The sequence below is a fragment of the Rhabdaerophilum sp. genome (genome assembly GCF_046092605.1).
Lineage (GTDB): Bacteria > Pseudomonadota > Alphaproteobacteria > Rhizobiales > Beijerinckiaceae > Rhabdaerophilum.
The window spans coordinates 1-25,135 of the sequence record NZ_JBJTDY010000018.1 but is presented as its reverse complement, the minus strand read 5'-3'; the positions used below and the strand labels follow the sequence as shown (position 1 = coordinate 25,135).

Sequence of the window (25,135 nt, the reverse complement as noted above, 5' to 3'; positions counted from 1 at the left end):
TGATTTCTCATAACGCGAAGGTTACGCTACAACAGCCGCCAATGTCCCGGCGGGGGGCGAAAGGCGACCATCGCCTGTTCCATCCGGCACCATTGCAGCGGATCATCGCACCATGACAACCCTTGTGATGACTGATTCGGTTTTTCAGGGCCATGCCATCCCCGCCGGACATCCGGAGCGGCCGGAACGGCTGCGTGCGATCGAGCGTGTTCTGGACAGCCCCGAATTCGCCACGCTGCGGCGCGAGGCCGCCATCACCGCGCCACTCGATCAGGCGACGCTGGCGCATCCCGATGAATATGTTCGCATCATTGCCGCGAGTGCTCCCGCGGAAGGATTTCGTTTCCTCGATGGCGACACCTCCATGTCGCCCGGCACGATGCCGGCCGTGCTGGCCGCGATGGGCTCGGCCTGCCGCGCAGTCGATGAGGTGTTGAAAGGCATCTTCGCCAATGCCTTCGTCGCGAGCCGCCCGCCGGGCCATCACGCCGAGAAGGCAACGCCCATGGGCTTCTGCTTTTTCAACACAATCGCCATCGCCGCGCGCCACGCCCGGAAGGCGCATGGCGTGAAGCGCGTCGCGATCCTCGACTGGGATGTGCATCACGGCAACGGCACGCAGGATATCTTCTGGGACGAGAAGGACATTCTTTTCATCTCGTCGCATGAGATGCCGCTCTATCCCGGTTCCGGGGCCGAGAACGAGACGGGCAGCCACGGGATGATCCATAATGTGCCGCTGGCCGCGGGTACCGATGGCGCGATGTTCCGCGCGATCTACGAGGCAAAGGTGTTCCCCCGCCTCGAGGCGCATCAACCGGAGGTGATCCTCATCTCCGCCGGCTTCGATGCGCATCGTCGCGATCCGCTGGCCAATCTCAGGCTCGAAGCCGAGGATTTCGGCTGGGCGACGCGGCGCGTGATGGAGATCGCGGACCGCGTCTGCGGCGGGAAGATCGTCAGCCTGCTCGAGGGGGGCTATGATCTCGAAGGGCTTTCATCCTCCGTCGCCGCCCATATGCGGGAACTGATGAAGGCCTGATTGGCCTCGCGCGTCAAAGCGTCTCCGTGCCTGCGATCTCGATGCCGAAGGCGTTCAGGCCCACGAAGGCGCGGTTGCCGCTGGTTGAGAGATTGCGGATCGACTGCACGCCGAGATCACGCAGGATCTGAGCGCCAAGCCCTACCTCGCGCCAGGCCTGCGCACGCTGCTGATCGGAATTCTGTGGCCGGAGCGTCGCCTTGGGCACGCCCGCCGTGCCATCGCGCAGGTAGACGAGCACGCCGCGCCCTTCCTTCCTGAAGCGATGAAGCGCGGCTTCGATGCCCTTGCCGCCGCCGAACACATCGGTGATCGCATTGGCGCGATGGAGCCGCGTCACCACGGCCTTGCCATCGCCGATATCGCCATAGACCAGCGCCAGATGCTGCACCTCGTCGAAGGGCGTCGTGAAGGCATGGCCCGTGAGCGTGCCGATGGCGGTTTCCACGGGAAAAGTGTTCACCCGCTCCACGAGCTTCTCCCGCGCCTGCCGATAGGCGATGAGATCGGCGATCGTGAGCCGCGCGAGTTTGTGCCTGGTTGCGAAATCCGTGACCTGCTGGCCCTTGGTCACCGTGCCGTCATCATTCACGAGTTCGGAGATCACACCCACCGGCGGCAGCCCCGCGAGCCGGCAGAGATCGACCGCGGCTTCCGTGTGGCCCGAGCGCATCAGCACCCCGCCATCGCGTGCGATCAGCGGAAAAATGTGGCCGGGACGGACGAAATCCCCGGCCTGCACATTGCCGTTTGTCAGCGCGCGCACGGTCGCCGTGCGCTCATCCGCCGAGATGCCCGTGGTCAGCCCTTCGCGGTAATCGATGGAGACCGTGAAGGCGGTGGTATGCGCGCTGTCATTCACCGCGACCATCGGGTCGAGCCGCAGGCGCCTTGCTTCGGCAATCGGCAGGGGCGTGCAGACGATGCCGCTCGTATGCCGCACGATGAAGGCCATCTTCTCCGGCGTGCAGAGCGAGGCGGCGACGATGAGATCGCCCTCGCCTTCCCGATCATCGTCATCGGTGACGACGACAATCTCGCCGCGTTTGAAGGCTTGGATGGCGGCGAGGACGCGGTTTGTGATTTCGGGCATGTCGTTCATCCGTTCCGTGGGGCCGAGCCCGAGAAAATCGTTGGGAGTCACCGCGCCACCGGTGGCGCGCGCGATGCGCTCTGCTGTTTCCCGCGAAATCCAGCTTGTGCCACCCTTGCAGAGGGCCGTGATGCTCGCGGGCGACAGGCCCACCGCTTCCGCGAAGGCGGAGCGCCTGGTGCCCGTCCGCTTGAGCCAGATCTCGAGTTTCATGGCGTTTCACTGCGCCTGGTCTTTGCAGGCGTCAATAAAAAAAGAGCCAAACTAGCCCAAAAACTTCAGTGGTACTGAAATTTCCCGTCGGTGAATCAACCGACCTGTCCGCGATGGCGCAGGTAATGATCCGCCAGCACGATCGCCAGCATCGCCTCGCCCACCGGCACGGCGCGAATGCCGACGCAAGGGTCGTGGCGGCCCTTGGTGCGAATTTCGGTCTCGTTGCCAAAACGATCGATGGTCGCGCGCGGGGTGAGGATCGAGGAAGTCGGCTTCACCGCGAAGCGCACGACGATGGGCTGGCCGGTGGAAATGCCGCCGAGAATGCCGCCCGCATGGTTGTCGAGGAAAATCGGCTGACCGTCATTCCCCATACGGATTTCATCGGCGTTTTCCTCGCCGGTGAGCTCGGCCGCGCCGAAGCCGGCGCCGATCTCCACGCCCTTCACGGCGTTGATGGACATCAGAGCGGCGGCGATATCGCTGTCGAGCTTGCCATAGATCGGCGCGCCGAGCCCCGCCGGCACGCCCTCGGCCACGATTTCCAGCACCGCGCCGATGGAAGAGCCATTCTTGCGGATGCCATCGAGATACTCGCCGAAGAATTCGGCGGCCTCGGCATCCGGGCAGAAGAAGGGGTTGCGATCCACCTCCTCCCAATTCCAGTTCCGGCGGTCGATTCTATGTGGGCCCATCTGCACCAGCGCGCCACGCACGCGGCAGCCCGGCACAACCTTGCGCGCAATCGCCCCGGCGGCGACCCGCATCGCGGTTTCGCGCGCCGAGGAGCGCCCGCCGCCGCGCGGATCTCGGATGCCGTATTTTGCGTCATAGGTGAAATCGGCGTGGCCAGGGCGGAAACTCGCGGCGATTTCCGAGTAATCCTTCGAGCGTTGATCCACATTGTCGATCAGCAGGCCGATCGAGGTGCCCGTGGTGCGCTGGATGCCATCGGCCTCGGTGAACACGCCCGAGAGGATGCGCACCTGATCCGGCTCCTGCCTCTGCGTGGTGAACTTCGATTGCCCCGGCCTGCGGCGATCGAGATCGCGCTGGATCTCCTCGACCGTCAGCGGGATCAATGGCGGGCAGCCATCCACTACGCAGCCAATGGCCGGCCCGTGGCTTTCGCCGAAGGTGGTGAAACGGAAGAGGTGCCCGAAAGAATTGTGCGACATGAGCCGGGCTTTAGCGGGAAACCCCGGATCTGTAAAACGGCCTCAGCGGACCTCGACCGGGAAACGGAAAATCTGCGTCTCGCGCCCTCCGCTGCTGGTTTGATCAGCCTCCCGGACCAATGAAAGGTCAAAGCTGTCGCTGCCTTTGTAACCGGCCTTAGATCGATAGTAGATCTCTGTGGCCTGCACTGTAATTTTTCCACACCTCTGGTGGTCGACGGCTACATTTTGGCTTTTCAGATAGGCTTTGCCGTGTTTCGGCTCTTCCGTAATGTACGGTTTACTGATACTGAGCGACTTGCAATCAGGCCCTACAGAATAAATCTGCAATGCCTGCACCGGTTTCCCGGATTCTGCATTGACTGTCTGGGATTGCGCAAAAACTATCGGAGTCCAGAATACCAACAGACCCAGTGACAAAAGCAATTTTTTCATGTGATCCTCAATGCTCCAAACTCATCGGCACCGCCGGGGCGCCGCCCCAGACGGTGTTTGCGGGAATCTGCTCGCCCTTCATTACCAGGGTGAGCGGGTTCAACTGCGCGAAATCGCCCACCTTGGTATCGTAGAGCACGGTTGCGAAGGAACCGATGGTGACGCCGTCGCCGAGTTCGATCCGGCCGACCTTCATCACGCGGTCCTCGTAGAGATGCGTCTGGAGGCAGGAGAAATCGTTCATGGCCACGTGATCGCCAATGGTCACGCAATCGAATTCGGTGATATCGGTCGTGTCCATGTAGACGCCCGTGCCGATTCGGCAGCCAAAGAAGCGCAGCATGAAAGGCAGATAAGCCGTGCCGCGCAGATGCTCAAGCAGCACCCTGCCGCCAAGGCCCCAGTAGAGCACGGCGACAGCCTCGGTGCGCATGGCCCACCAGCTCCACATCGGCCGGGCCAGCGGTTTGTAGACGCCCATCATCGCCCATTTGATGGCGCAAACGCAGGCCAACATGATGATCGGCATCACCACGCTGGCCGCAACGAACCAGCCAGCCGCCTCACCATATTCACGCCGCTCCAACGCCGGAAAGACAAAGAAGAACATCGCGATGGAGCCAAGCGTCAGGAACAGCATGGTCGGGAATGTGGTGTGCATGGCCTCGAACATTGCGCGCCACAGCTTCATCGAGAAGGGCGGCTCATAGGTCCAGTTCGCGGCGACACCCTCGAATTTCTGGCGCACGGGGAACTTGATCGGCGGGGAGCCGAACCAGGTCTCGTCGCGCTGGGTCTCGCCATGCTCCGGTGCCTTGGATTTCACGCCGATCAGCGTGCCCTCGCGCAGATGCGTGCCATGGCCGATGACCGCATTGTTGCCGACGAAAACGCGATCCTCGATCAGCGTCTTCTTGAAGGTCACCCAGCCGCGATGGATATCCTCGTCTCCGAGCGAGCATTCATCGGCCATGAAGCTCTTCGAGCCAATGGTCAGCAGGTCGTAGCGCGCGCCGATATTGGTCGAAATCTCGGCGCCCTTGCCGATGCGTGCGCCCATGAGGCGATACCAGGCCCGCATGTAAACTGTCGCATAGAGCGAGGAGAGGGTGTCGAGCGACACTTCCGTGCACAGATTGACGATCCACTGGCGCAGATAAAGCCAGGAATGCAGCGAATAGGTGCCGGGTTGCAGCCGGCGCGGCATCAGGGTCCAGCGTACGAGGATGACGAAGGCAATCGTGAAAACCACCAGAGCCGCGCCCATGATCCAGGCCACGACGGGCAGCACGTGGTACCATTGCACCCAATCCGCCGTGTTGATGAGTACCGCCTCGATCGTGTCATAGACGAAGAAGGCCGGGAAAAGCGGCATGAGGCCGATGCCCGAGACCGCGATGATCAGCAGACCATAGACCCAATATTGCAGATGCCGCCAGATCGGGCCCGGCAGCGAACGCTCCGGAAGGGTCGCGGGATCGATGAGGCCCACTTTCCTCGCTGGTGAGCCATCCCAGATCTCGAATGGCTTGATCTGGACGCCGGCGGGTATGGCCGACATATCCTCGATACGGGCATCATGCCCGATGCGGCAGCCGGCCGGCACCATCACCTGGTTGCCGATATAGCTGTCCGAGCCGATCGCCACTTCGCCGATGATGAGTTCACCCGCCATCACCTCGGCATTGGCGATGTTCGCCTTGTGCCCGATGGAAGTGCCCGCGCCAATCTTCACGAGATCGGCCGCGCCGAATTGCGCATGGGCGATCATCACGCCGGAGCCCACCTTCGCGCCCAGCAGGCGCAGGTAGAGCCGCATGATCGGCGAGTTCGCAAGATAGCTCGGATGCGCCAGCGCATAAAGGCGCTGCACGAACCACCAGCGGAAGAAATAGGCGCCCCAGAGCGGATAGCGCCCCGGCTTCGTGCGGCCCATGATAACCCATTTCAGCGCCACCACGAGGAAGAGTGTGCCGAACTTGATGCCGGCATAGGCCCCGCAGAGAATGCCCACCTGGTTCCAGAACGAGAAATTCATCTCGTGGATGACCATGTAGGTCAGGAACACGCCCAGCCATTGCAGGGTCGAGATCGTGAGGATCAGCGGCATGGCCAGCCCTTGCGCGATCGCGCAGGCGATGCGGCGCGCGAGCGGCGGGGGCGCGAAGGAGAGATCCGGCGGCGGACCCTGAAGATGTCCGAACCTGGCATCCAGTTCCGCGCCGATCTTCCGAAGGGTGCGGTGCTGGTAGATGTCCTGCAGCGTGACGCCGGTGAAGCTCGGGTTCTCGCGCACGATCGAGATGAACTGCGCGGCGATCAGGGAATGGCCGCCGAGATCGAGGAAGAAATCCGCCTCGAAGGTGATGGCGCGACCGGGCAGGACCCGCTTCGCGGCGGCCAGGAGCATGGCCTCCGTGTGCGTGCGCGGCGGCTCCTCGTCATTCGCGGCGAAGATCGCTTCGCTGAGCGGCATCGCCTTCAGCGCCTTGCGGTCGGTCTTGCCGGAGATGAGGCGCGGCAATTCGGGAACGGTCTCGAATCGCTCGGGGATCATGTAGGGCGGAAGCCGGCGCTTCAGTTCCTCGCGCAGCGTGGTCGCGGCGATGATCGCCTTGGGTTCGGGCACGCAGAAGGCCACGAGGCGCTCCATGCCGCCATCATTGCGCACCACCACGGCGGCCTGAAGAACGTCGTCGGAATCCACCAGCGCGCTCTCGATTTCGCCAAGCTCGACGCGGAAGCCGCGAATCTTCACCTGGTCGTCGATGCGGCCATGGAAGGCGATGTTGCCCTCGGTATTGAGGCTCACCGCATCGCCGGAACGATAGAGGATCGGATCGGATGCGCCCTCACGAAAGGGGTTCGCGATGAACTTCTCGTTCGTCAGGTCGGGCCGGGCGAGATAGCCCTGCGCGACGCCCGGGCCGCCGATGAGCAGTTCACCCTCCTGCCCGGGGCCAAGCAGGTTCATGTTCTCGTCGACGATATAGGCCGTGTAATTGGGGATCGGGCGGCCGATGGTTACCGGCTTGCCGCGCTGCACCTCTTCCACGGTGGCCACCACGGTCGCTTCCGTGGGGCCATAGGTGTTGAAGATGCGCCGGCCCGGCCTCGTCCATTTCTCGACAAGCGCGGGCGGCAGCGCCTCGCCGCCGAGCAGGATCAGCCGCAGGCCGGGGATATCGGCCGGCAGAACGGAGAGAAGCGTCGGCACGGTGTCGATGACGCTGACCTTCTTCTCGGTCAGAAGGGCCGGCAAATTCTCGATATCCGCCAGAACTTCGGGAGTCGCGACATAGAGCGTCGCACCGGCGAGATAGGGCACCCAGATCTCTTCCATGGACAGATCGAAAGCGACGGAAGCGCTCTGGAACACCACGTCATCGGCGGTCACGCGATAGACCGCATTTCCCGCGCGCAGGAAGTGGCAGATATTGGCCTGCGTGATGACGATGCCCTTGGGAATGCCGGTCGAGCCCGAGGTGTAGATCATGTAGGCTGCATGGTCGGGCATTGCCTCGGCGGGCTCGGCCTCTTCCATTCCGCCCTCGGCGAGAAGGGAGCCGGCATTGTGATGCGGCACGGGGATCGCCTTCCCCCGGCTGAGCCCAGTCTCGTCGGTCACGAGGCCAATCGCGGCACAATCCGTGAGGCAGGTCGTGATGCGGTCAACCGGCGCGTCCCAGTCGAAGGGTAGGAAGGCAGCGCCGGTCTTGGTGATGGCGACCTGCGCGAGAAGGAGGTCGATTCCGCGCGGCATCCAGAGGCCCAGCACGCGGCCCGGCGCGGCACCTAGCGCCGTAAGGCGGCGCGCGGCGCGATCCGTCAGCTGATCCGCTTCGCCATAAGTGATCCGACGCTCGCCGGAAAGGTAAAGAACCCTGTCGGGGCGCTCCGCCGCACTGGCGCGGAAGATGGCCGCGAGTGTCTCGGATCGAATGAGATCAGGATCGACGGGTCCGGCGAGAAATGCGCTGCCAGCGAGGCCGGCATGCGCAACAGGCTCCGCATTCGCAACCGAACCCGAAGGCTTGAGAGCCGCCTCAGTACCGTTCATTCCAACCCCGCTCCACCGAGTGTCCCCGGCTGTGCTGTCCCGATCGTGGTTAGACGCGAAAAAGGCCCGCGTCGTCAATCGACACTGCTCGATGCGCACGTCAAACGCTCAATTTGCGGCGAAACATGGGTGAAACCGGGCTTCGTCGGCTTTCGGCATGGAAGTGGGGCGCATGCCCTGAACCGGGCCTGAACGAGGAGGAGACGGGCCGTCGCGCCCGTTCACGGCTCCCAGTGGCCCGGGCCCGGCAGCCAATCGTGGCGCCCGGCATCGATGCGCAGGAGCTTGCCCTGCCAGATATCGGCCCCGACGGCATGGTGCCGGGAGAATTCCGCCAGCAGCACGAGGAGGACACGGGCCACGCCGCCATGCGCCACGACACAGGCATCGCCACGCAGCGCCGTGAGCCATTCGGTCACGCGATCATGCACCATCTGATAGCTTTCGCCGCCGGGAGGAGCGAAATTCCATTTGTCGCGGTCGCGCGCCTGCGCGCCGCCCGCATCGCGTTCGACGATCTCGCGCCAGGTGCTGCCCTCCCAGCGGCCGAAGCTGATCTCCTTGAGACGATCATCCGTCTCGAACTCCTCGGGCGGAAGGCCCAACCCTTCCCGCAGAAGGGCCATGGTCTCGCGCGTCCGGCCCAGCGGGCTCGCGATGAAGGGCAGGCCCGCCAGATAGTCGCGGTCCACTCCGTCAAGCTTCTCCGCGCGGATTGCATCGCCGACAGCCCGCGCCTGCAGGCGCCCCCTCGCGTTGAGCGGAATATCGGTCTGGCCCTGAAGGCGCCCCTGGGCGTTCCAGTCCGTCTCGCCGTGCCGGAAAAAATAGAGAACGGGCATGGCGGAAGAGCCGTGCCTTATTCGACCGTTATGGTCGCGGTCACGGCGCGCACATCACCATTCGGATAGACGACCCGGAATTCGAGTTTTTCCTCACCCCGGAACCGGCGATCGGGGCGGAAGATCACGGCTTGCCCGTTCGGCGAGGTGCCGATGCAGGTGCGGCGCGGCGCGCCCGGAACATCGCGCAGGTTGATGGGGTGTGGACGGGTGCGCAGTTTTCCGCTCCTCGGGTCGCCGGAGAATTCGACGCGCGGCGTCGACCCCACCTTGCACTCACGATCGAGCGTCAGATAGACGCCGAGAAAGATATCGGAACCGGGCCGGCCCTTGCGGGTGACCTCGACGGGTGTCGTCACCGGGGTGTGAGCGGCAGCCGCCGGTGCGGCCGGGCGCGGCACGGGCGTGATGGATTGCGCGGCGGCACCCGTGACCCCGAGAAAGGCGGCGAAACACAGCGCGGAAGAGCGCAAGCCTTTCACGGTTGGCCTCATTCCTTGTCGAGCGAGAGATCCGGCGCGTCCGGGTTCTTCATGCCGACGACATGATAGCCCGAATCAACATGCATCACCTCGCCCGTGACACCGCGTGCAAGATCTGAGAGCAGATAGAGCGCGCTATCACCCACTTCCTCGATGGTCACGGTTCGGCGCAGCGGCGCGTTGTACTCGTTCCATTTCAGGATGTAGCGGAAATCGCCGATGCCGCTCGCGGCCAGCGTCTTGATCGGGCCGGCCGAGATCGCGTTGACGCGGATATTGCGCGGGCCGAGATCAGCCGCGAGATAGCGCACGCTGGCTTCCAGAGCCGCCTTGGCCACGCCCATCACGTTGTAATGCGGCATCCACTTCTCGGCGCCATAATAGGTGAGCGTGACGATCGAGCCGCCATCGGTCATCAGCTTCTCGGCGCGCTGGATGATCGCGGTCAGCGAATAGCACGAGATCAGCATGGATTTCGTGAAATTCGCCTCGGATGTGTCGACATATCGGCCCGTCAACTCGTCCTTGTCGGAAAAAGCGATGGCGTGGACAACGAAATCCAGCCTGCCCCAGGCACGTTCGATTTCGGCGAAGACCGCGTCGATCGAAGCGGTATCCGTCACGTCGCAATGGCCCGCGACGATCCCGCCGAGTTCCTGCGCCAGGGGCTCCACGCGTTTCTTCAGCGCGTCGCCCTGATAGGTGAAGGCGAGTTCCGCGCCCGCCGCATGGCAGGCCTTTGCAATGCCCCAGGCGATGGAGCGGTTATTGGCGAGCCCCATGATGAGGCCGCGCCTGCCGCGCATCAGCCCGTTGCTCTCGGCGCCCCCGCTTGCTTGTGCCATCGTGTCTGACCCTGAAAATCGGTTGTTCAATCCTCGCGTCCGTCAGGAAGGGAAGCGACATCCCGGCTTCGACAAACGGCGCGTTGGCGCGCCTTCCCTTTAAGCATTCCAGCGGAAGGTGCAAGCGGCTCGGAAAGAGGGAACGGGAATTCTCAGCCCGGCCGCCCTCGGAAAAAGCCCTCAACCTCGGGATCATGGGGCCCGAGATCGATCTCGAGGGTCACCAGGAGATCGCCCGTCTGCTCGCCGCGCGGCAGGCCCTTGCCGCGCAGACGAAGGGTCTTTCCGCCGCTGGTCCAGGCTGGCACGGTTACTTCCACCTCGCCCGTGAGCGTCGGCACACGCACGCTGCCGCCAAGGACTGCATCGCGAATCGGCACGGGCACGGAGACGCGCAGGTCGTTGCCCTCCATGCCGAAGGTGGGATGCTTCGCGAAGCGGATGGTCACCAGCGCGTCGCCATTCGCGGCCCCGAAGGGCGAGGGGTGACCCTGCCCGCGCAGGCGCATGGTCGCGCCATTGGCCACGCCCTTCGGCACGTTGATTTCCAGCGTGCGGCCATCGGGCATCGTCACGCGATGCGCGCCACCACTCGCGACCCGCTCCAGCGGCACGCTGGTTTCGACCGTGATATCCTCGCCCGGCGGAGGCCCGCGACGCCCTGAGCCCTTCGCCTGCCCGGCAAAGGGATCACGCGGGCCACCCTCGAACTGGCGGAACAGATCCGAGAAGATATCGCGTGGATTGCCGCCCGGTCCGCCGCCGAAATCAAACTTGAAGCCGCCCGCGCCGCCGCCGGGGAAGCCGCCGCCACCGCCGAGATCGGAAAAGGCGCGTGGCTTGCCGTCCGCGTCGATCTCGCCGCGATCGAACTGCCGGCGCTTCGTCTCGTCGCCGAGGATCTCGTAGGCGTTGTTGACCTCCGCAAACCGCGTCGCAGCCTTGGCGTCGCCGCGATTGTGATCGGGGTGATAGGTTTTCGCGAGCTTGCGATAGGCGCGCTTGATCTCATCCGCCGAGGCATCGCGCTTCACGCCGAGGGTCTGATAGGGATCAGGCATCGTCTTCCCGGGATCAAGATTGGGGGTTGAACCATTCCCGTTCAAGATGGGGTCAGCACGCGCCTGTCGCAATAGTGCAACGCGCGTGGGCGGCTCAGTCCCGACGCGGGGCGGCGCGCGGCGCCGCCACCGGGTTGGCCTGAAACATGGCCGGGCTCGCCTTCGGCAGCGAGAAATCGGCCTCTTTCACGCCGGCCACCTGCCCGAGTGGCTTCACATCGCGCATGGCCCATTCGCCAGGGCCGGTCCGGCAGGCCTGGCCTTCATGCGCGACCTCGCGCAAGGCGGTTTTTTCATGCTGCTTCTGCACGACAAGCGCGCGGAAAGGCCGGCAGACCGTGTTGCCGACAACAGCGAGGCCGCCCAATGGTTCGAAGCGCCCGTGCCTGTTCGACGCCGGATTGTCCCAGTTCACCGGAAGACCCGCCCCCTGCGGATCGACCGCGAGGGAGAGCGCCGCATTGGCTCGCCGCCAGTCTTCCTCATCGAGCGGAATTGCAAAAACGGAGACATGAGCCGGGGCAATGCCTGCCGTGGTCTCTTCCTCGTCGCCGCCGAAGCCCGGAATGTTCATCGTGAGCGAGCACCCGGCGGACAAAAGCGCGAGCGCGAGAGACAGAAAGGCAAGCTGGGCGCGCGCACGGCGATTGCGCGATGCGGTCGGCTTCCTGTATCCGTCAATGGCCCGAACCGGACGCGACTCCACGCGATTTCTCCCGATACACGCGTTTGTCGCCATTAGAGTGGGAAAGCGTTAATGAGCAGTGACCTCGAAGCCGCATCGGAGCCTTTCGCGCTGTTCAACGAATGGTTTGCGCTGGCAAAGACCAAGGAGATCAACGATCCGAACGCCATGGCGCTCGCGACCGTGGATGCCCAGGCCCTGCCCAATGTGCGCATGGTGCTGATGAAGGAGATCACGCCCGCCGGTGTGGTGTTCTACACCAATACCGAGAGCCAGAAGGGCAACGAGATCGCGCAGAACCCGCAAGCCGCGGTGGTGTTCCACTGGAAATCCCTGCAAAGGCAGGTGCGCTTCCGCGGCCCCCTGGCCCGTGTCAGCGATGGCGAGGCGGACGCCTATTTCGTCTCCCGTGCCCGGGACAGCCGCATCGGCGCCTGGGCTTCGCAGCAATCGCGCCCGCTGGAGGACCGGTTCGCGCTGGAAAAGGCCGTGGCCCGCGAAGCGCTGCGATTCGGTCTTGGCGAGGTTCCGCGCCCGCCGCACTGGACCGGCTTCCGGTTGACGCCGCTCTATATCGAATTCTGGCAGGACAAGCCTTTCCGCTTGCATGATAGGCTGGTCTTCCGGCGCGAAAGCACGGATACCGGCTTCAGAACCGAACGCCTCTACCCGTAACCCTTCCAAGGAGCAGAACGATGATGGACCGATCCGGTTCGAACAGCGGCGGCGAACGCCGCACGCTTCTGCTCACCGGTGCCTCGCGCGGCATCGGCCATGCCACGGTGAAGCGCTTCAACTCCGCCGGCTGGCGCGTGCTGGCCTGCTCGCGCCAGCCCTTCCCCGAGAATTGCCCCTGGGAAGGCGGCCAGGACGACCACATCCAGGTTGACCTTGCGAACCCCGAAGACACCCTGCGCGCCATCAACGAGATCAAGTCTCGCCTGCCGGATGGGCGCCTGCACGCGCTGGTGAACAATGCAGGCATCTCGCCCAAAGGCCCGGGCGGCGCGCGCATGGGCTCGTTCCAGACCCCGCTGGCCGATTGGATTCAGGTGTTCCAGGTGAATTTTTTCGCCTCCATCATGCTCGCGCGCGGGCTGATCGATGAGCTCAAGGCCACGAAGGGCGCGGTGGTGAATGTCACCTCGATCGCCGGCGTGCATGTCCACCCCTTCGCCGGTGCCGCCTATGCCACCTCGAAAGCCGCACTGGCGGCGCTGACCCGCGAAATGGCCGCCGATTTCGGACCCTACGGCATCCGCGTGAACTCGATCTCGCCGGGCGAGATCGACACCTCGATCCTTTCGCCGGGCACGGAGAAGATCGTGGAAACGCTGCCGCTTCGTCGGCTTGGCACGCCGGAGGAGGTCGCGAAGGCGATCTACTTCCTCTGCACGGAAGCCTCTTCCTACGTGACGGGCGCGGAACTGCATATCAATGGCGGGCAGCATGTCTAGGCCGGTGCTGGCGGCCTCCATCGCGGTGTTTCGCGATGGGAAGGTGCTGCTGGCGCAACGCGGCAAAGCCCCGGCGCGCGGGCTCTTCTCGCTTCCGGGCGGACGCATCGAGCCCGGCGAGCGCATGGCGGAAGCGGTTCTGCGCGAATTGCACGAGGAAGTGGGCCTGAAGGCCGAGATTGCGGGCTTCGTGGATCATGTCGAGCATATCGAGCACGGCCCGGATGGCGCGCTCTTGGCCCATGCGGTGATTTGCGCCTTCGCCGGACACTGGACCGGCGGCGAGGCGATGATTTCCCATGAAGCGGAAGCGCTGCTCTGGGTCGATCCGCTGGATCCCGGTGACCTGCCGATGACGCGCGGCCTGCCGGATATCCTGCGCAAGGCGCATCGGCTGATCACGCGCGGGACGGGGCAGGCCGCATGAGACGCAGGGGCCTTACCGTCCTGCTGATCGTGGCGCTGGCGTTTCCGGCCGCTGCGCAGCAGCAATCGCCTGCGCCGCAGCCGCCGCGCCGCGCAGCGCCACCCCCCGCGCCACCCAAGGAACCGGCCCGGCCGCCGCTGCCCGCCGAATACGAAAAGCCGATGCTGGAACTTTCGGAGACGCTCGGCTCGCTCGCCTTCCTCACCACGCTCTGCCGGCCCGACGAGCGCCCCAACCCCTGGCAGAAGCGCATGGAGATGCTGGTGGAGAGCGAAGGCGCGGCGCAAGGCAACCGCGAGCGGCTGATGGGTGCTTACAACGCCGGCTTCTCGACCTTCTCGACCACCTATCGCCAATGCACGGATGCCGCGCGGGCCGCGCGCTCCATGCTGGTGCGCGAAGCATCGCGCCTCGCCCGGACGCTCGAGCAACGTTATGGCGGTTGATCCATCCACAGGGCTATCCCTTTGAATTACAAGAAGGCAGGAAAGTCCGTTAACGTTTTCGCAACTCCTTTCTCGCTTTCAAAACGGAGAGTCGCTAGGGTCAAACCAACGGTGGCGGGAGCGGGGCGGGAGGCCTCCTGTCGCGGCCGGATTTGCGCGGCAGCCGCCTCGCAAGATCGCTTGCCAGAAAGACCGGATAAGCCCGTGCAGACCGCCAAGCCAATGGGAACCGCCAGTGACGCGCATTTCGCCGAACAACGGCGTGCGGCCTATGGCTATATCAACGAAGCCTTCGCCGAGGGGCGCCATGATGGAATCGACGGCGATTGCCTCGCCCATGCGGCCCTGTTCGCAGCCTTCGTTGAACTGGTGGCGACCTATGGCGAGGATGCAGTCTCCAAATTCGCCGAACGTCTGCCCGAGCGCATCCGCGCCGGCGAGTATTCCTTGCGCCTGAAGAGCTGAACGCCCGGGTCGAGGCATTCCTGGCGCATCCGCGCCGGTGAGTATTCCTTGCGCCTGAAAAACTAGAGCCCCGCCCAGCGCGCGAGCGCCACGATACCGACGCCGAGGAGTGCCGATAGCACGTCCTGCCCGGTGAGCTTCATGAGAATGACCACCGAGGCGGATGCGACCCATTCCGCGGGTCCGCCGCGCATCGCCGCGACCGCGACAATGCCCGCCATCACCGAAAGCGGCGTCGCACGCAGGGCTGCCTCGATACGCGGCGTGATCCTCACGAAGCGCATCGCGAGGAAGCCGGCGACGCGACAACCATAGGAGGCGAGCGCCATCGCCATCAGCAGGATGGAGAACTCGACATTGGTCATGTCGTCTCACTCTCGCTGAAGCGCAGCCACGCGACCAGGCCGCCGGCGATACCCGCGATCACCGGTGCCCAGGCGGGCGAGCCAAGCCAAGCCACACCCAAAGCCGCGACAACCGCGACGGCCACCACGCCCCAATCGCTTTTCTGCCTGAACATGCCGATCATCATCGCGGCGGAGAAGGCGATCAGCATGAAATCAAGCCCAAGCACGCGCGGATTGGGGGCATAGCCGCCCAGCACTGAACCCGCAACCGTGCCTGCGAGCCAGGCCAGACAGGGGCTCATGCCAGAGCCGAGCACGAAACCCGCATCGCGCTCGCCATTCTCATAGGCATTGAGCGACATCAGCCAGTTGCCATCTCCAAGGATGTAGAGAGTCGAATAGGCTTTCAGCGGCCGAAGCTGCCCCAGCCAGGGCCGGAGCGTGGCACCGAACAAGACATAGCGCGCGTTCATCACAAGGATCAGCGCCACAACCGACCACAGGATGGAGGCCGTGAGCGAGGTTCCCGCCGCGAGGATCGAGAGCGTCGCCATCTGCGCCGAGCCGGAATAAACGACAAGCGAGAACAGGAAGGCCTGCAAGGGCGAAAACCCCGCCTGATCGGCCACGAGCCCGAAGGCCATGCCATAGGCGAACACCCCCAGCGCGAAGGCTATACCACGCCGGAAGCCGCGCCCGAACCCGGCGCGCATGAAGGTGATGGGGTTTTCTGGCATTTCTACCGTTGAAACTTCGAGGCAAATTTCCAGAATTCTTCCAACGCACTGATGTCGTGGTTCTGGTCGCCCATTTTGATCGCGCTCTCGGCGTTCTGTGCTTCCAACTGCGGCACGGTGTGCCCGCCGCCATTCACGCGGTAGAGCCTGACCGCCCCTTCCCGGCGACAGCCCGTCCACTCGATGAGCCAAAGACTCGTTCGATCCCCCATATTGCCTTCTCGTCTGGGAATACGATCGCCCTTTTGCCCGATACAGCCATGTTGTCTGCGCCAGAATTCCAGCACTTCCGGTGTAGAGACTTGGCGCGTCCCATTGTTGATCCAGCCGTCATAGAAGATATTCGTATCGCTCGTGCCGTTGATGGCCATGATCGGTACCGGGCGCTCCGGCTTGCACTGCTCCATTTGCTTTTCGGTCATCGACCCGATGAAAGGGCCGGCAGCCGCAATTTTGTTTGCAGCCCTGCACATCAGTTCGAAGGTCATGAAGCCGCCGCGAGAATCTCCGGTGACGTAAACCCGGGTCGGATCGGCGGCGCCTACCGCCACCCGATCGTCGATCAGGGCGACGAGAAACCCAACATCATCCGCCACTTGATCCCCGATCATCGCCGAGGCGCTCTGCATCGCCTCCGGTTGGGCATAATTCCAGCGGAAATTGATGGCCTCCGGCCGGAGAACGAGCAGACCTTCGCGATCCGCCATCACCTTGAGCTGCGGGTAGATCGAGTTCTTCCATTCAGGCGGCCGCAAACCGTGAAGGTCGATCAGCGTCGGGCGGGGCCCCACTTTTCCATCGTTGGGGATGTATTCGAGGTATAGCCGTTCAGTGCCCTGATGGAGGATTGTTCTGGTTTCCTCCGCGACCGCCGGCAACGCGCCGCCAAAAACGGCCATCATTACAAAAAAGAACCGGAAGACCATGGTATCACCTTCCCAGAGTCCGTTGCGGGGCGTTATCTCGCTTTCAACGCGTCCCCGAAACGCACGGCCTCTCCTTGCGAAGGCGTGACGAGTTCGCCCTCCCACATCACGCGGCTGCCGCGGATGAGGGTGCCGACGGCCCAGCCCTGCACCTCCACGCCGTCATAGGGCGTCCAGCCGCAGCGCGAGGCGATCCAGTTGTTGCGGATGGTCTCCCGGCGCTTGAGATCGACCACTGTGAGGTCGGCGTCGTAGCCCTCCGCGATCCGCCCCTTCGCGGCGATGTTGAAGAGCCGCGCCGGTCCGGCCGAGGTGAGGTCCACGAAACGCTCCAGCGAAAGCTTCCCCTTCGAAACATGGTCGAGCATGGTGCAGACCAGCGTCTGCACGCCCGTCATGCCGGAATGCGAACCGGGATAGGCATGGTGCTTCTCTTCGTGTGTGTGCGGGGCATGGTCGGAGCCGAGGATGTCGATCACGCCGGTGCGCACGCCCTCCCAGATGATCGCCTGATGCGAGGCATCGCGCACCGGCGGGTTCATCTGCGCATAGGTGCCGAGCCGCTGGTAGCAATCCGGCGCGACCAGCGTGAGATGATGCGGCGTCGCCTCCACGCTCGCGACATCCTTGTGGTGCGCGAGGTAGCGGATCTCCTCGCCGGTCGAGATATGCAGCACATGCACGCGCTTGCCATGCTTGCGGGCGAGCGTGACGAGACGTTCCGTGGCTTTCAGCGCGGTGATCGCGTCGCGCCAGACCGGATGCGAGGACGGGTCGCCCGGCACGCGGAGGTTCATGCGCTCGCGCAGGCGGGGTTCATCCTCGCAATGGAAGGAGGCGCGGCGGGAGAGCTTCTTCAGGATGCGCTCGAGATTGTGATCGTCCTCCACCAGAAGGTTGCCGGTGGAGGAGCCGATGAAGACCTTGATGCCTGCCGCGCCCGGCAGGCGCTCAAGCGTGGGAATATCGTCCACGTTTTCCGCGGTTCCACCCACGAAGAAGGCGAAATCGCAATGCATCCGGTGATGCCCGGCCGCGACCTTCGCGGCGAGCGTTTCCGCCGAGGTGGTGAGGGGGTTGGTATTCGGCATCTCGAACACCGCCGTCACCCCGCCCATCACGGCCGCGCGGCTGCCGGTTTCGAGATCTTCCTTGTGGGTGAGGCCGGGCTCGCGGAAATGCACCTGCGTGTCGATCACGCCGGGGAGAATCGTGAGGCCCGTGGCGTCGATCGTCTCGGCGGCCTGCTCCGGCGAGAACAGGCCGATGCCGGCGATTTTTCCGTCGCGGATGGCGAGATCGCGCTGGCCGCTGCCATCCTGGTTCACCACTTCGCCGCCCTTGAGAACGAGATCGAAGGTTTCCGGCATGGCGAGGCTCCCTTGCGGTTCGGACCCCGGTTGCTTATCTGCCGATCAAGGTTGAAACAAGCGCCGGAGAGGCTCGCGTGTCGCAATTCATCCCGTTGCCCGAGCGCAGATTGCTGATCGTTGCTGGCAAGGATGCGGCGCATTTCCTCCATAACCTGCTGACCGCGAATATCGAGACGCTGAAACCCGGCCAGATGCGCCCGGCCGCGCTGCTCACCCCGCAGGGGAAGATCATCGCCGAGATGCTCGTCGCCAATGCCGGCGAGGAAGGCGATGCGGAAGGGCTGTTCCTGCTGGATGTGGCATCGGGTTTCGCCGATGCGCTGCTGGAAAAGCTCGGGCAATACAAGCTGCGTGCCGAGGTGAGCCTTGGCCATGCGCCGGCCGGAATGGCGGTCGCCGTGCTGCTCGACGCGCCGGATTTCGCAAGCGATGAGGTCTACATCTTCGCCGATCCGCGCCATGCCGATCTGGGGTTGCGGCTCGTGGGGCCGGAAGCGATGCTCGCCGCCATCGGCCAGCCTTTCGAAAGGGCTTCGCCGGAAGCCTACCACCTGCGGCGCGTCAGCCTCGGCGTGCCGGAAATGGGCAAGGATTATCCTGCCCTCGACGCCTTCCCGCATGAGGTGCTGCTCGACCAGCTCGCCGGGGTCGATTTCCGGAAGGGCTGCTACATCGGGCAGGAGGTCGTGAGCCGCATGGAGCATCGCGGAACGGCGCGCACGCGCGCCATGCCGCTGCGTTTCACCAATGGGTTCGGCGTGATCGGGGGCGTCTCCGTCATGGCCGGCGACCGGGCGATCGGGACGATCGGCGAATGCTATGGCGACCGGGCCATCGCAAGGGTGCGGCTCGACCGCCTGGAAGAGGCGATGGCATCCGGCCAGAGCCTCACGGCGGGCGGCGTGCCGGTCGTCTTCGAGAAGCCCGGTTTCGTGCGCTTCGCCATCCCGGGTATCCCCTGAGGCGGTCGCCCCTTGAAACGCGGGGCATCCCCCGCGATAACCCGGAGGATGGTCCGATCCGCGAGCCCCCGCCGTTCCTCGAAACCTGCCGCGCCGCGCGCCTGGCAGCGGATGCTTTCGGGCCGTCGTCTGAACCTGCTTGATCCCTCTCCGCTCGATATCGAGATCGAGGATATCGCGCATGGACTTGCGCGCGTTGCGCGCTGGAACGGCCAGACGCTCGGCACGCAGATCTACTCGGTCGCGCAGCATTCCTTGCTGGTGGATGCGATTGCCGGGCATTTCGCGCCCTCCATCTCGCAGACCACGCGGCGCGCGGTGTTTCTGCATGATGCGGCGGAATATGTGATCGGCGACATCATCTCACCCTTCAAATCCGTCATCGGCGAGGCTTATCGCGAGACCGAATCGCGCATCCTCGAAGCGGTGATGCGCCGCTTCGACCTGCCCGCGCCCATGACCAAGATCGCGCAGGACCTCGCCAAGAAGGCGGATCGGGCGGCGGCCTATCTGGAAGCGACACGCCTCGCCGGTTTTTCGGATGAGGAAGCGGGCGCGATTTTCGGCGTGCCGCCGCGCTTCGCCTCGCCTATCCACAGCCTGCTCACCCCGTGGCATGCGGAAGAGGCGAAAAGCCGTTTCCTCGCGCGCTTCACCGAACTCACCCCTGACCGGAGAGCCTGACCATGCCCCGCATCCATGTCTGCTCGCTGGAGCGCCTGCATCGCACCGTGGCCGAAACCGGCGCGCGCGACGTGCTCACGGTCATCAAGAATATCGGGCAGGTGGAAACGCCTGCGGGCGTGGAAGAGGCGCGCCATCTGAAGCTCGATTTCGCCGATATCTGGCGGCCCACCGAGGGCGAGGTGATGGCGAACGAGGTGCATGTCACGCAGATCATCGGCTTCATCCGGCGCTGGGAGCGGCAGAACCCGCTCGTCATCCATTGCTATGCGGGGGTCAGCCGTTCCACCGCCTCGGCCTTCATCGCTGCCTGCGTGCTGCGCCCCGAGACGAGCGAGGAGGAATGGGCGATGCGCCTGCGGCAGGTTTCGCCCACGGCCACGCCCAATATCCACATCGTGGGGCTCGGCGATCGGTTGCTTGGCCGCGGCGGGCGCATGGTCCGCGCCATCGAGGCCATCGGTCGCGGCGAGGATTGCTACGAAGGCGTGCCCTTCAGTCTCGAAATCGGGCCGAGCGCGCCGCGGGTGGACTGAATGTTGCAAGCGGCGGGGAATGCGCTGGAGATCAACCTCACTGCCGTCATCCTGATGATCGAGCGGGATATGCCCGTGGTCTATGCCTCCGCCTTCGACGTGGCAGGGAGCCCGGGCCTGCCTTCCGGCCCGTTCGAGCCGATGGTGCATCGCACGCTGGAACTGGGCTTGCGCGCCTTCGCGAGCGAGCAGGCGGGCCTCACGCTTGGCTATGTCGAACAGCTCTACACCTTCGGCGATCGCGGGCGGCAGGCCGAGGAGCGCCTCGCCACGGCCCCCGTGAGCGAGAATCCGCATGTCGTCTCCATCGGCTATCTCGCGCTGACGCGGCAGGATGGCGAGCGCGTGCCGCCAGGCGCCTTGCACGGCGTCTACGACTTTTTCCCCTGGGAAGATTGGCGCGGCGGTCGCCCCGCGATCATCGACCGCGATATCGCACCGCGACTCGGCGAATGGGCTGCCACCCCCGCCGAGCCCATGGGCAAGCGGGGTCTGACACGGCTTGACCGCGCAACCATGCTCTTCGCGCTCGATGGCCGCCTGTTCGACGAGGAAAAGGTGCTCGAACGCTATGAGCTTCTCTACGAGGCCGGGCTCCTCGAGGAAGCGCGGCGCGACGGGCGTGCGGCGGCAACGCTGTGGGCGGCCCGGCCGCGGCTTGGCCGCACCATGCAGTTCGACCATCGTCGCATTCTCGCGACCGCCCTGGGCCGTCTCAGGGGCAAGCTGAAATATCGCCCGCTGGTCTTCGAATTGCTGCCCGAGCGCTTCACCCTCACCTCGCTCCAGCAGAAGGTCGAGGCGATTTCCGGCAACCACCTGCACAAGCAGAATTTCCGTCGTCTCGTGGAATCGACTGGCCTCGTGGAAGCAACGGGGGAGCAGACCACCACGGGCGGGCGACCCGCCGCCCTCTTCCGCTTCCGCCGCGAGGTTCTGGTGGAGCGCCCGGCTCCCGGTTTGCGCGTGGGCGCTCGCGTCTGAAGCATTTTCCGTTCTGATCGGATCACCTCGGAGAAGGCTCTATCTTTCTCTTTGCATTATCGCATTTTCCTCACGCGAACCGGTGCCCATCCCCGCCTTCGAGGGGGCATGCTTCGCTTGAAAATGCTTCTCTCTTTGCTTTTTCGCATTTTCTTTGCGCGAACCGGTGCCCACTTCGCTTGAAAATGCTCTAGACGCATCCGCTTGGGAAAACCGAGGCGGCAGGGTTCCCCTTCCGTTTACCCTCGCCTACATTCGCGGCCATGAGCAAAGACACGAACCCTGATGCCGCCCTCGCACAGATGCCCTTCGAGGAGGCGATGCGCCAGCTCGAAACCATCGTCAGCCAGCTTGAGCGCGGCGAGGTCAGCCTCGAGGAATCGATCGGCCTCTATGAGCGCGGCGAAGCCCTGAAGAAGCGATGCGAAACGCTGCTGCGGGAAGCCGAGATGCGCATCGAGAAGATCCAGTTCGGGCCGGATGGCAAGCCATCGGGCACATCCCCGCTGGATGCCTGAGCGCGCCTCGAATCATCCGATGCTTTCATGCGAGGCCGCTTGGGCCGCCGGGCGGTTCAATAGCGTGCAGGGCAAGACCGGATTCATCCCCCTGCCCGGCGCATGATCCTCACGCCGCCTTCTGCGCCTCGAATTGCAGGAACGCGGTCATCGCATCCGCCGCATACATCAGCGAAGGTCCGCCACCCATCTGCACGGCGACGGCCAGAACCTCCGCCAGTTCCTGCCGAGTCGCGCCAAGCTTCACCAGCGCTTCGGCATGGAAGCCGAGGCAAGCATCGCAGCGGGCCGCCACGCCCAGGGCCATGGCTATGAATTCCTTCGTTTTCTTGTCAAGGGCACCGTCCTTCATCGCCTCCTTTGTCAGTTGCGAGAAACCGGCCAGCGCGTCAGGCACATCCTTGCGCAGTTCGCGCAGGCCAGCCGAGATATCACGCGTGATGTCGGGATAGTTTTTCATTGTCGGGACGCTCCCATGCTCTTGCCAGAATGGCAATGAGGTCCTACATATTCAACAAAACGAATTTGTAAAGGCCGATGCTGGAAGAGCCAGGCCGCAAGAAACGGAGAAGGACATGCGTGAGATCGACGCCGCCACCGCCCTTGCCTGGGCGAAAGCCGGCACGGCCCGGATCGTCGATGTGCGCGAGCCGGCGGAGTTTGCTTCCGCCCATATCGTCGGCGCGCGTTCGATCCCGCTTGGCATGCTCGATCGTGTCGAGATCGCGCCAAGCGAGGGCGAAAAGCTGCTGCTCGTCTGCGCCTCGGGCCGCCGCAGCGGCATGGCCTGCGAGCGGCTCGCCGGTCCAGGCCGTGAGGTCTACTCGCTCGCGGGTGGCATCGGCGCCTGGAAACAGGCCGGCGGGGCGATTGCAGAGGGTGCCCGTCAGGTTCTGCCGCTGGAGCGCCAGGTCCTGGCGATTGCCGGGTTTCTCGTTCTTTCCGGCGTGATCCTGAGCCTGCTGTTGCACCCCTATTTCATCGCGCTCTCCGCCTTTGTTGGCGCCGGGCTGATGGTGGCGGGGCTCACGGGGTTCTGCGGCATGGCCTTGCTGCTCGCTCGCGCGCCCTGGAACCAGCGGAATGGGGCGCCTTCGCCGACCGGCTGAAATGCTGCGGATCAATTGCCGGTTGCCCTTGCTGCTGATCCGGCTATATCCGCCTGATGACGCAGCGACCGGCGACGCCTCTTCTCGACCAGATTGGAATTCCAGCCGATTTGCGGCGAATGCCGGTCGCCGGCCTCCGGCAGGTGGCCGACGAATTGCGGGCGGAAATGATTGATGCCGTCTCGGTCACCGGCGGCCATCTCGGCGCGGGGCTGGGCGTGGTCGAACTCACGGTCGCGCTGCATTATGTGTTCAGCACGCCGGATGACCGGTTGATCTGGGATGTGGGCCACCAGGCCTATCCGCACAAGATCCTGACGGGCCGGCGTGATCGCATCCGCACGCTGAGGCAGGGCGGAGGGCTCTCGGGCTTCACCAGGCGCAGCGAGAGCGAATACGACCCCTTTGGCGCGGCGCATTCCTCCACCTCGATTTCCGCCGGCCTCGGCATGGCGGTCGCGCGGGATCTCGGGGGGCGCGACAACCATGTCATCGCGGTGATCGGCGACGGTGCGATGTCTGCCGGCATGGCCTATGAGGCCATGAACAACGCGGGCGCGCTGCATTCGCGTCTGATCGTCATCCTCAACGACAACGACATGTCGATCGCCCCGCCCGTGGGGGCGATGTCAGCCTATCTCGCGCGACTGGTTTCGGGCCGCGCCTATCGCTCCTTGCGCGAAACGGCGAAGCAGCTTGCGAAGAAACTGCCGAAATTCTTCTACGACAAGGCCCGGAAGACCGAGGAATTCAGCCGCGGATTCTGGACCGGCGGGACGATGTTCGAGGAACTCGGCTTCTACTATGTCGGGCCGATCGACGGGCACAATCTCGATCATCTCCTGCCCGTGCTGACCAATGTGCGAGACCAGGATATCGGCCCGGTGCTGATCCATGTCGTGACGCAGAAGGGCAAGGGCTATGCGCCCGCCGAGGCCAGCGCCGACAAGTATCATGGCGTGCAGAAATTCGACATCATCACGGGCAAGCAGGCGAAACCGCCCTCGAACGCGCCGAGCTATACCAAGGTTTTCGCGGAAAGCCTGAAGCGCGAGGCCGAGGCCGATGACAAGATCGTGGCGATCACGGCCGCCATGCCCTCCGGCACGGGCCTCGATCTCTTCGGGCAGGCCTTTCCGCAGCGCACCTTCGATGTCGGCATCGCGGAGCAGCATGCGGTGACTTTCGCTGCGGGCATGGCGACGGAAGGCTACAAGCCGTTCTGCGCGATCTATTCCACCTTCCTGCAGCGCGGCTACGATCAACTCGTGCATGATGTCGCCTTGCAGAACCTGCCGGTGCGCTTCGCGATGGATCGCGCGGGGCTCGTGGGTGCCGATGGCGCAACCCATGCCGGGGCCTTCGATCTCGCCTACCTCTGCTGTCTGCCGAACATGGTGGTGATGGCAGCGGCGGACGAGGCCGAGCTCGTGCACATGGTTCGCACCTGCGCCGCCTATGATGATGGCCCCACCGCCCTGCGCTATCCGCGCGGCGAGGGCGTGGGCATCGAGATGCCCGAGCGCGGCGAAATCCTGCCCATCGGCAAGGGCCGCATCATCCGTGAAGGCAATCGCATCGCGATCCTCTCGCTGGGGACGCGCCTTGGCGAATCGCTGAAGGCAGCAGAAGAGCTTGAGAAGCTCGGGCTTTCCACTTCTGTGGCTGATGCGCGCTTTGCGAAGCCGCTGGACAGGGATCTGATCCGCCGGCTCGCCGGCTCCCATGAGGTGCTGATCACCATCGAGGAAGGCTCGCGCGGCGGCTTCGGCGCCATGGTGCTGCACGCCCTCGCCGAAGAGGGGCTGCTCGATGGCGGGCTCGCCGTGCGCACAATGACCCTTCCGGACAGCTATCAGGATCATGACACACCCGCGCGGCAATATGCCGAGGCCGGGCTTGATGCGGCGGGCATCGTGAAGACCGTGCGCGAGGTTCTCGCGCGCCAGCAGAGCCGCCAATCGGCCCGGGCCTGAAGATCCGGCTTCGACGATTAACCGAGAATCCGGTGGCCAAAAATCCGGTGGCCAAAAATGGCGTCCGGAAAGCGGGCGTTCAGGAATCACGGCCGGGAGCGAGCTTCGCGCGCGCCGGCGCATCTCGGAAGGCCAGCTTCCCTGGCCTGAAGAAGCCGGCCCGGTGCGCCTCCGGGCCGGCGAGGCGGGGTGGGAGACGCCGATGTCGAGCGTGCCGGCCTTCGCGGGGGGGGCGGGCTCGCCAATTCG

The 25,135-nt window shown here is 64.5% G+C and carries 27 protein-coding genes; 13 read left to right on the top strand and 14 right to left on the bottom strand.

Annotated features, from left to right (window positions below):
* Positions 1-112: 112 nt before the first annotated feature.
* Positions 113-1,042, top strand: coding sequence for a histone deacetylase family protein (locus ACKODO_RS01730; RefSeq protein WP_408981735.1), 930 nt, complete (start codon positions 113-115; stop codon positions 1,040-1,042).
* Positions 1,043-1,055: 13 nt separating this feature from the next.
* Here ACKODO_RS01730 and ribB read toward each other — a convergent pair whose 3' ends face one another.
* From ribB to ACKODO_RS01685, 9 genes are all read right to left on the bottom strand, one after another.
* Positions 1,056-2,348 (bottom strand): 3,4-dihydroxy-2-butanone-4-phosphate synthase, encoded by a 1,293-nt coding sequence (ribB, locus tag ACKODO_RS01725; protein ID WP_408981734.1) that lies wholly within the window; start codon positions 2,346-2,348, stop codon positions 1,056-1,058.
* Positions 2,349-2,443: 95 nt separating this feature from the next.
* On the bottom strand, positions 2,444-3,529 hold the full coding sequence (gene aroC / locus ACKODO_RS01720; protein ID WP_408981733.1) for a chorismate synthase: 1,086 nt from the start codon (positions 3,527-3,529) through the stop codon (positions 2,444-2,446).
* Between the two features lie 42 nt (positions 3,530-3,571).
* Positions 3,572-3,964, bottom strand: a complete 393-nt coding sequence (locus ACKODO_RS01715) for a hypothetical protein (protein WP_408981732.1) — start codon at positions 3,962-3,964, stop codon at positions 3,572-3,574.
* A gap of 7 nt (positions 3,965-3,971) precedes the next feature.
* Positions 3,972-8,024 (bottom strand): Pls/PosA family non-ribosomal peptide synthetase, encoded by a 4,053-nt coding sequence (locus tag ACKODO_RS01710; protein WP_408981731.1) that lies wholly within the window; start codon positions 8,022-8,024, stop codon positions 3,972-3,974.
* Between the two features lie 221 nt (positions 8,025-8,245).
* Complete coding sequence (locus tag ACKODO_RS01705) at positions 8,246-8,866, bottom strand: histidine phosphatase family protein (RefSeq protein WP_408981730.1); 621 nt, start codon at positions 8,864-8,866, stop codon at positions 8,246-8,248.
* A gap of 17 nt (positions 8,867-8,883) precedes the next feature.
* Positions 8,884-9,348 carry a hypothetical protein gene (locus ACKODO_RS01700; RefSeq protein ID WP_408981729.1) on the bottom strand — a complete coding sequence of 155 codons (465 nt, stop codon included), beginning with the start codon at positions 9,346-9,348 and terminating at the stop codon, positions 8,884-8,886.
* 8 nt (positions 9,349-9,356) lie between these two features.
* Entirely contained in the window at positions 9,357-10,193 is an 837-nt protein-coding gene (gene fabI, locus ACKODO_RS01695; RefSeq protein WP_408981728.1) for an enoyl-ACP reductase FabI, read from the bottom strand.
* Between the two features lie 152 nt (positions 10,194-10,345).
* Positions 10,346-11,254 carry a DnaJ C-terminal domain-containing protein gene (locus ACKODO_RS01690; RefSeq protein WP_408981727.1) on the bottom strand — a complete coding sequence of 303 codons (909 nt, stop codon included), beginning with the start codon at positions 11,252-11,254 and terminating at the stop codon, positions 10,346-10,348.
* Positions 11,255-11,348: 94 nt separating this feature from the next.
* Complete coding sequence (locus ACKODO_RS01685) at positions 11,349-11,960, bottom strand: hypothetical protein (protein ID WP_408981726.1); 612 nt, start codon at positions 11,958-11,960, stop codon at positions 11,349-11,351.
* A gap of 51 nt (positions 11,961-12,011) precedes the next feature.
* On the opposite strand from ACKODO_RS01685, the gene pdxH reads away from it, so the two are divergent.
* From pdxH to ACKODO_RS01660, 5 genes are all read left to right on the top strand, one after another.
* Positions 12,012-12,614, top strand: a complete 603-nt coding sequence (gene pdxH / locus ACKODO_RS01680) for a pyridoxamine 5'-phosphate oxidase (protein ID WP_408981725.1) — start codon at positions 12,012-12,014, stop codon at positions 12,612-12,614.
* A gap of 20 nt (positions 12,615-12,634) precedes the next feature.
* Positions 12,635-13,396 carry an SDR family NAD(P)-dependent oxidoreductase gene (locus tag ACKODO_RS01675; RefSeq protein ID WP_408981724.1) on the top strand — a complete coding sequence of 254 codons (762 nt, stop codon included), beginning with the start codon at positions 12,635-12,637 and terminating at the stop codon, positions 13,394-13,396.
* Positions 13,389-13,823: an NUDIX hydrolase gene (locus ACKODO_RS01670; RefSeq protein ID WP_408981723.1), complete on the top strand. Its 435-nt coding sequence runs from the start codon at positions 13,389-13,391 to the stop codon at positions 13,821-13,823. Before ACKODO_RS01675 ends, ACKODO_RS01670 begins: the two co-directional genes overlap by 8 nt.
* The gene (locus ACKODO_RS01665; RefSeq protein WP_408981722.1) at positions 13,820-14,269 is read left to right on the top strand and encodes a TIGR02301 family protein; all 450 of its coding nucleotides are present in this window, start codon (positions 13,820-13,822) and stop codon (positions 14,267-14,269) included. The genes ACKODO_RS01670 and ACKODO_RS01665 overlap by 4 nt, the downstream gene beginning before the upstream one ends.
* A 222-nt stretch (positions 14,270-14,491) precedes the next feature.
* The gene (locus ACKODO_RS01660) at positions 14,492-14,734 is read left to right on the top strand and encodes a hypothetical protein (RefSeq protein WP_408981754.1); all 243 of its coding nucleotides are present in this window, start codon (positions 14,492-14,494) and stop codon (positions 14,732-14,734) included.
* Positions 14,735-14,796: 62 nt separating this feature from the next.
* Here the strand turns inward: ACKODO_RS01660 and ACKODO_RS01655 are convergent, their stop codons facing one another.
* From ACKODO_RS01655 to ACKODO_RS01640, 4 genes are read right to left on the bottom strand one after another with little or no spacing between them, the layout of a single operon-like run.
* Complete coding sequence (locus tag ACKODO_RS01655) at positions 14,797-15,099, bottom strand: AzlD family protein (RefSeq protein WP_408981721.1); 303 nt, start codon at positions 15,097-15,099, stop codon at positions 14,797-14,799.
* Positions 15,096-15,818, bottom strand: a complete 723-nt coding sequence (locus ACKODO_RS01650; RefSeq protein ID WP_408981720.1) for an AzlC family ABC transporter permease — start codon at positions 15,816-15,818, stop codon at positions 15,096-15,098. Before ACKODO_RS01650 ends, ACKODO_RS01655 begins: the two co-directional genes overlap by 4 nt.
* A 2-nt stretch (positions 15,819-15,820) precedes the next feature.
* A complete protein-coding gene (locus ACKODO_RS01645) occupies positions 15,821-16,744 on the bottom strand; it encodes an alpha/beta hydrolase family esterase (RefSeq protein WP_408981719.1) in 924 nt (307 codons plus the stop codon).
* A gap of 32 nt (positions 16,745-16,776) precedes the next feature.
* A complete protein-coding gene (locus tag ACKODO_RS01640) occupies positions 16,777-18,114 on the bottom strand; it encodes a dihydroorotase (protein ID WP_408981718.1) in 1,338 nt (445 codons plus the stop codon).
* A 77-nt stretch (positions 18,115-18,191) separates the two neighbouring features.
* Between ACKODO_RS01640 and ACKODO_RS01635 the strand changes: the two genes are divergently transcribed.
* The 5 genes from ACKODO_RS01635 (at position 18,192) to ACKODO_RS01615 (ending at position 21,801) form a co-directional block, all read left to right on the top strand.
* Entirely contained in the window at positions 18,192-19,079 is an 888-nt protein-coding gene (locus ACKODO_RS01635; RefSeq protein ID WP_408981717.1) for a YgfZ/GcvT domain-containing protein, read from the top strand.
* A 48-nt stretch (positions 19,080-19,127) separates the two neighbouring features.
* The gene (locus ACKODO_RS01630) at positions 19,128-19,763 is read left to right on the top strand and encodes a hydrolase (protein ID WP_408981716.1); all 636 of its coding nucleotides are present in this window, start codon (positions 19,128-19,130) and stop codon (positions 19,761-19,763) included.
* A 2-nt stretch (positions 19,764-19,765) separates the two neighbouring features.
* Positions 19,766-20,299, top strand: coding sequence for a tyrosine phosphatase family protein (locus ACKODO_RS01625; RefSeq protein WP_408981715.1), 534 nt, complete (start codon positions 19,766-19,768; stop codon positions 20,297-20,299).
* Positions 20,300-21,283 (top strand): NUDIX hydrolase, encoded by a 984-nt coding sequence (locus ACKODO_RS01620; RefSeq protein ID WP_408981714.1) that lies wholly within the window; start codon positions 20,300-20,302, stop codon positions 21,281-21,283. It begins immediately after the preceding gene.
* Between the two features lie 263 nt (positions 21,284-21,546).
* Complete coding sequence (locus ACKODO_RS01615; protein ID WP_408981713.1) at positions 21,547-21,801, top strand: exodeoxyribonuclease VII small subunit; 255 nt, start codon at positions 21,547-21,549, stop codon at positions 21,799-21,801.
* A gap of 109 nt (positions 21,802-21,910) precedes the next feature.
* Here ACKODO_RS01615 and ACKODO_RS01610 read toward each other — a convergent pair whose 3' ends face one another.
* Positions 21,911-22,261, bottom strand: a complete 351-nt coding sequence (locus ACKODO_RS01610; RefSeq protein WP_408981712.1) for a carboxymuconolactone decarboxylase family protein — start codon at positions 22,259-22,261, stop codon at positions 21,911-21,913.
* Positions 22,262-22,376: 115 nt separating this feature from the next.
* Between ACKODO_RS01610 and ACKODO_RS01605 the strand changes: the two genes are divergently transcribed.
* Together ACKODO_RS01605 and dxs are read left to right on the top strand one after the other, a co-directional pair.
* Positions 22,377-22,910: a rhodanese-like domain-containing protein gene (locus ACKODO_RS01605; protein ID WP_408981711.1), complete on the top strand. Its 534-nt coding sequence runs from the start codon at positions 22,377-22,379 to the stop codon at positions 22,908-22,910.
* A gap of 56 nt (positions 22,911-22,966) precedes the next feature.
* Positions 22,967-24,886, top strand: coding sequence for a 1-deoxy-D-xylulose-5-phosphate synthase (gene dxs, locus ACKODO_RS01600; RefSeq protein WP_408981710.1), 1,920 nt, complete (start codon positions 22,967-22,969; stop codon positions 24,884-24,886).
* Positions 24,887-25,135: the final 249 nt, after the last annotated feature.

Coding starts and splice junctions, on each gene's coding strand:
- ACKODO_RS01730 (WP_408981735.1), top strand. CDS start 113: ATGACAACCCTTGTGATGACTGATTCGGTTTTTCAGGGCCATGCCATC.
- ribB (WP_408981734.1), bottom strand. CDS start 2,348: ATGAAACTCGAGATCTGGCTCAAGCGGACGGGCACCAGGCGCTCCGCC.
- aroC (WP_408981733.1), bottom strand. CDS start 3,529: ATGTCGCACAATTCTTTCGGGCACCTCTTCCGTTTCACCACCTTCGGC.
- ACKODO_RS01715 (WP_408981732.1), bottom strand. CDS start 3,964: ATGAAAAAATTGCTTTTGTCACTGGGTCTGTTGGTATTCTGGACTCCG.
- ACKODO_RS01710 (WP_408981731.1), bottom strand. CDS start 8,024: ATGAACGGTACTGAGGCGGCTCTCAAGCCTTCGGGTTCGGTTGCGAAT.
- ACKODO_RS01705 (WP_408981730.1), bottom strand. CDS start 8,866: ATGCCCGTTCTCTATTTTTTCCGGCACGGCGAGACGGACTGGAACGCC.
- fabI (WP_408981728.1), bottom strand. CDS start 10,193: ATGGCACAAGCAAGCGGGGGCGCCGAGAGCAACGGGCTGATGCGCGGC.
- ACKODO_RS01690 (WP_408981727.1), bottom strand. CDS start 11,254: ATGCCTGATCCCTATCAGACCCTCGGCGTGAAGCGCGATGCCTCGGCG.
- pdxH (WP_408981725.1), top strand. CDS start 12,012: ATGAGCAGTGACCTCGAAGCCGCATCGGAGCCTTTCGCGCTGTTCAAC.
- ACKODO_RS01675 (WP_408981724.1), top strand. CDS start 12,635: ATGATGGACCGATCCGGTTCGAACAGCGGCGGCGAACGCCGCACGCTT.
- ACKODO_RS01670 (WP_408981723.1), top strand. CDS start 13,389: ATGTCTAGGCCGGTGCTGGCGGCCTCCATCGCGGTGTTTCGCGATGGG.
- ACKODO_RS01665 (WP_408981722.1), top strand. CDS start 13,820: ATGAGACGCAGGGGCCTTACCGTCCTGCTGATCGTGGCGCTGGCGTTT.
- ACKODO_RS01660 (WP_408981754.1), top strand. CDS start 14,492: ATGGGAACCGCCAGTGACGCGCATTTCGCCGAACAACGGCGTGCGGCC.
- ACKODO_RS01655 (WP_408981721.1), bottom strand. CDS start 15,099: ATGACCAATGTCGAGTTCTCCATCCTGCTGATGGCGATGGCGCTCGCC.
- ACKODO_RS01650 (WP_408981720.1), bottom strand. CDS start 15,818: ATGCCAGAAAACCCCATCACCTTCATGCGCGCCGGGTTCGGGCGCGGC.
- ACKODO_RS01645 (WP_408981719.1), bottom strand. CDS start 16,744: ATGGTCTTCCGGTTCTTTTTTGTAATGATGGCCGTTTTTGGCGGCGCG.
- ACKODO_RS01640 (WP_408981718.1), bottom strand. CDS start 18,114: ATGCCGGAAACCTTCGATCTCGTTCTCAAGGGCGGCGAAGTGGTGAAC.
- ACKODO_RS01630 (WP_408981716.1), top strand. CDS start 19,128: ATGGTCCGATCCGCGAGCCCCCGCCGTTCCTCGAAACCTGCCGCGCCG.
- ACKODO_RS01625 (WP_408981715.1), top strand. CDS start 19,766: ATGCCCCGCATCCATGTCTGCTCGCTGGAGCGCCTGCATCGCACCGTG.
- ACKODO_RS01620 (WP_408981714.1), top strand. CDS start 20,300: ATGTTGCAAGCGGCGGGGAATGCGCTGGAGATCAACCTCACTGCCGTC.
- ACKODO_RS01615 (WP_408981713.1), top strand. CDS start 21,547: ATGAGCAAAGACACGAACCCTGATGCCGCCCTCGCACAGATGCCCTTC.
- ACKODO_RS01610 (WP_408981712.1), bottom strand. CDS start 22,261: ATGAAAAACTATCCCGACATCACGCGTGATATCTCGGCTGGCCTGCGC.
- ACKODO_RS01605 (WP_408981711.1), top strand. CDS start 22,377: ATGCGTGAGATCGACGCCGCCACCGCCCTTGCCTGGGCGAAAGCCGGC.
- dxs (WP_408981710.1), top strand. CDS start 22,967: ATGACGCAGCGACCGGCGACGCCTCTTCTCGACCAGATTGGAATTCCA.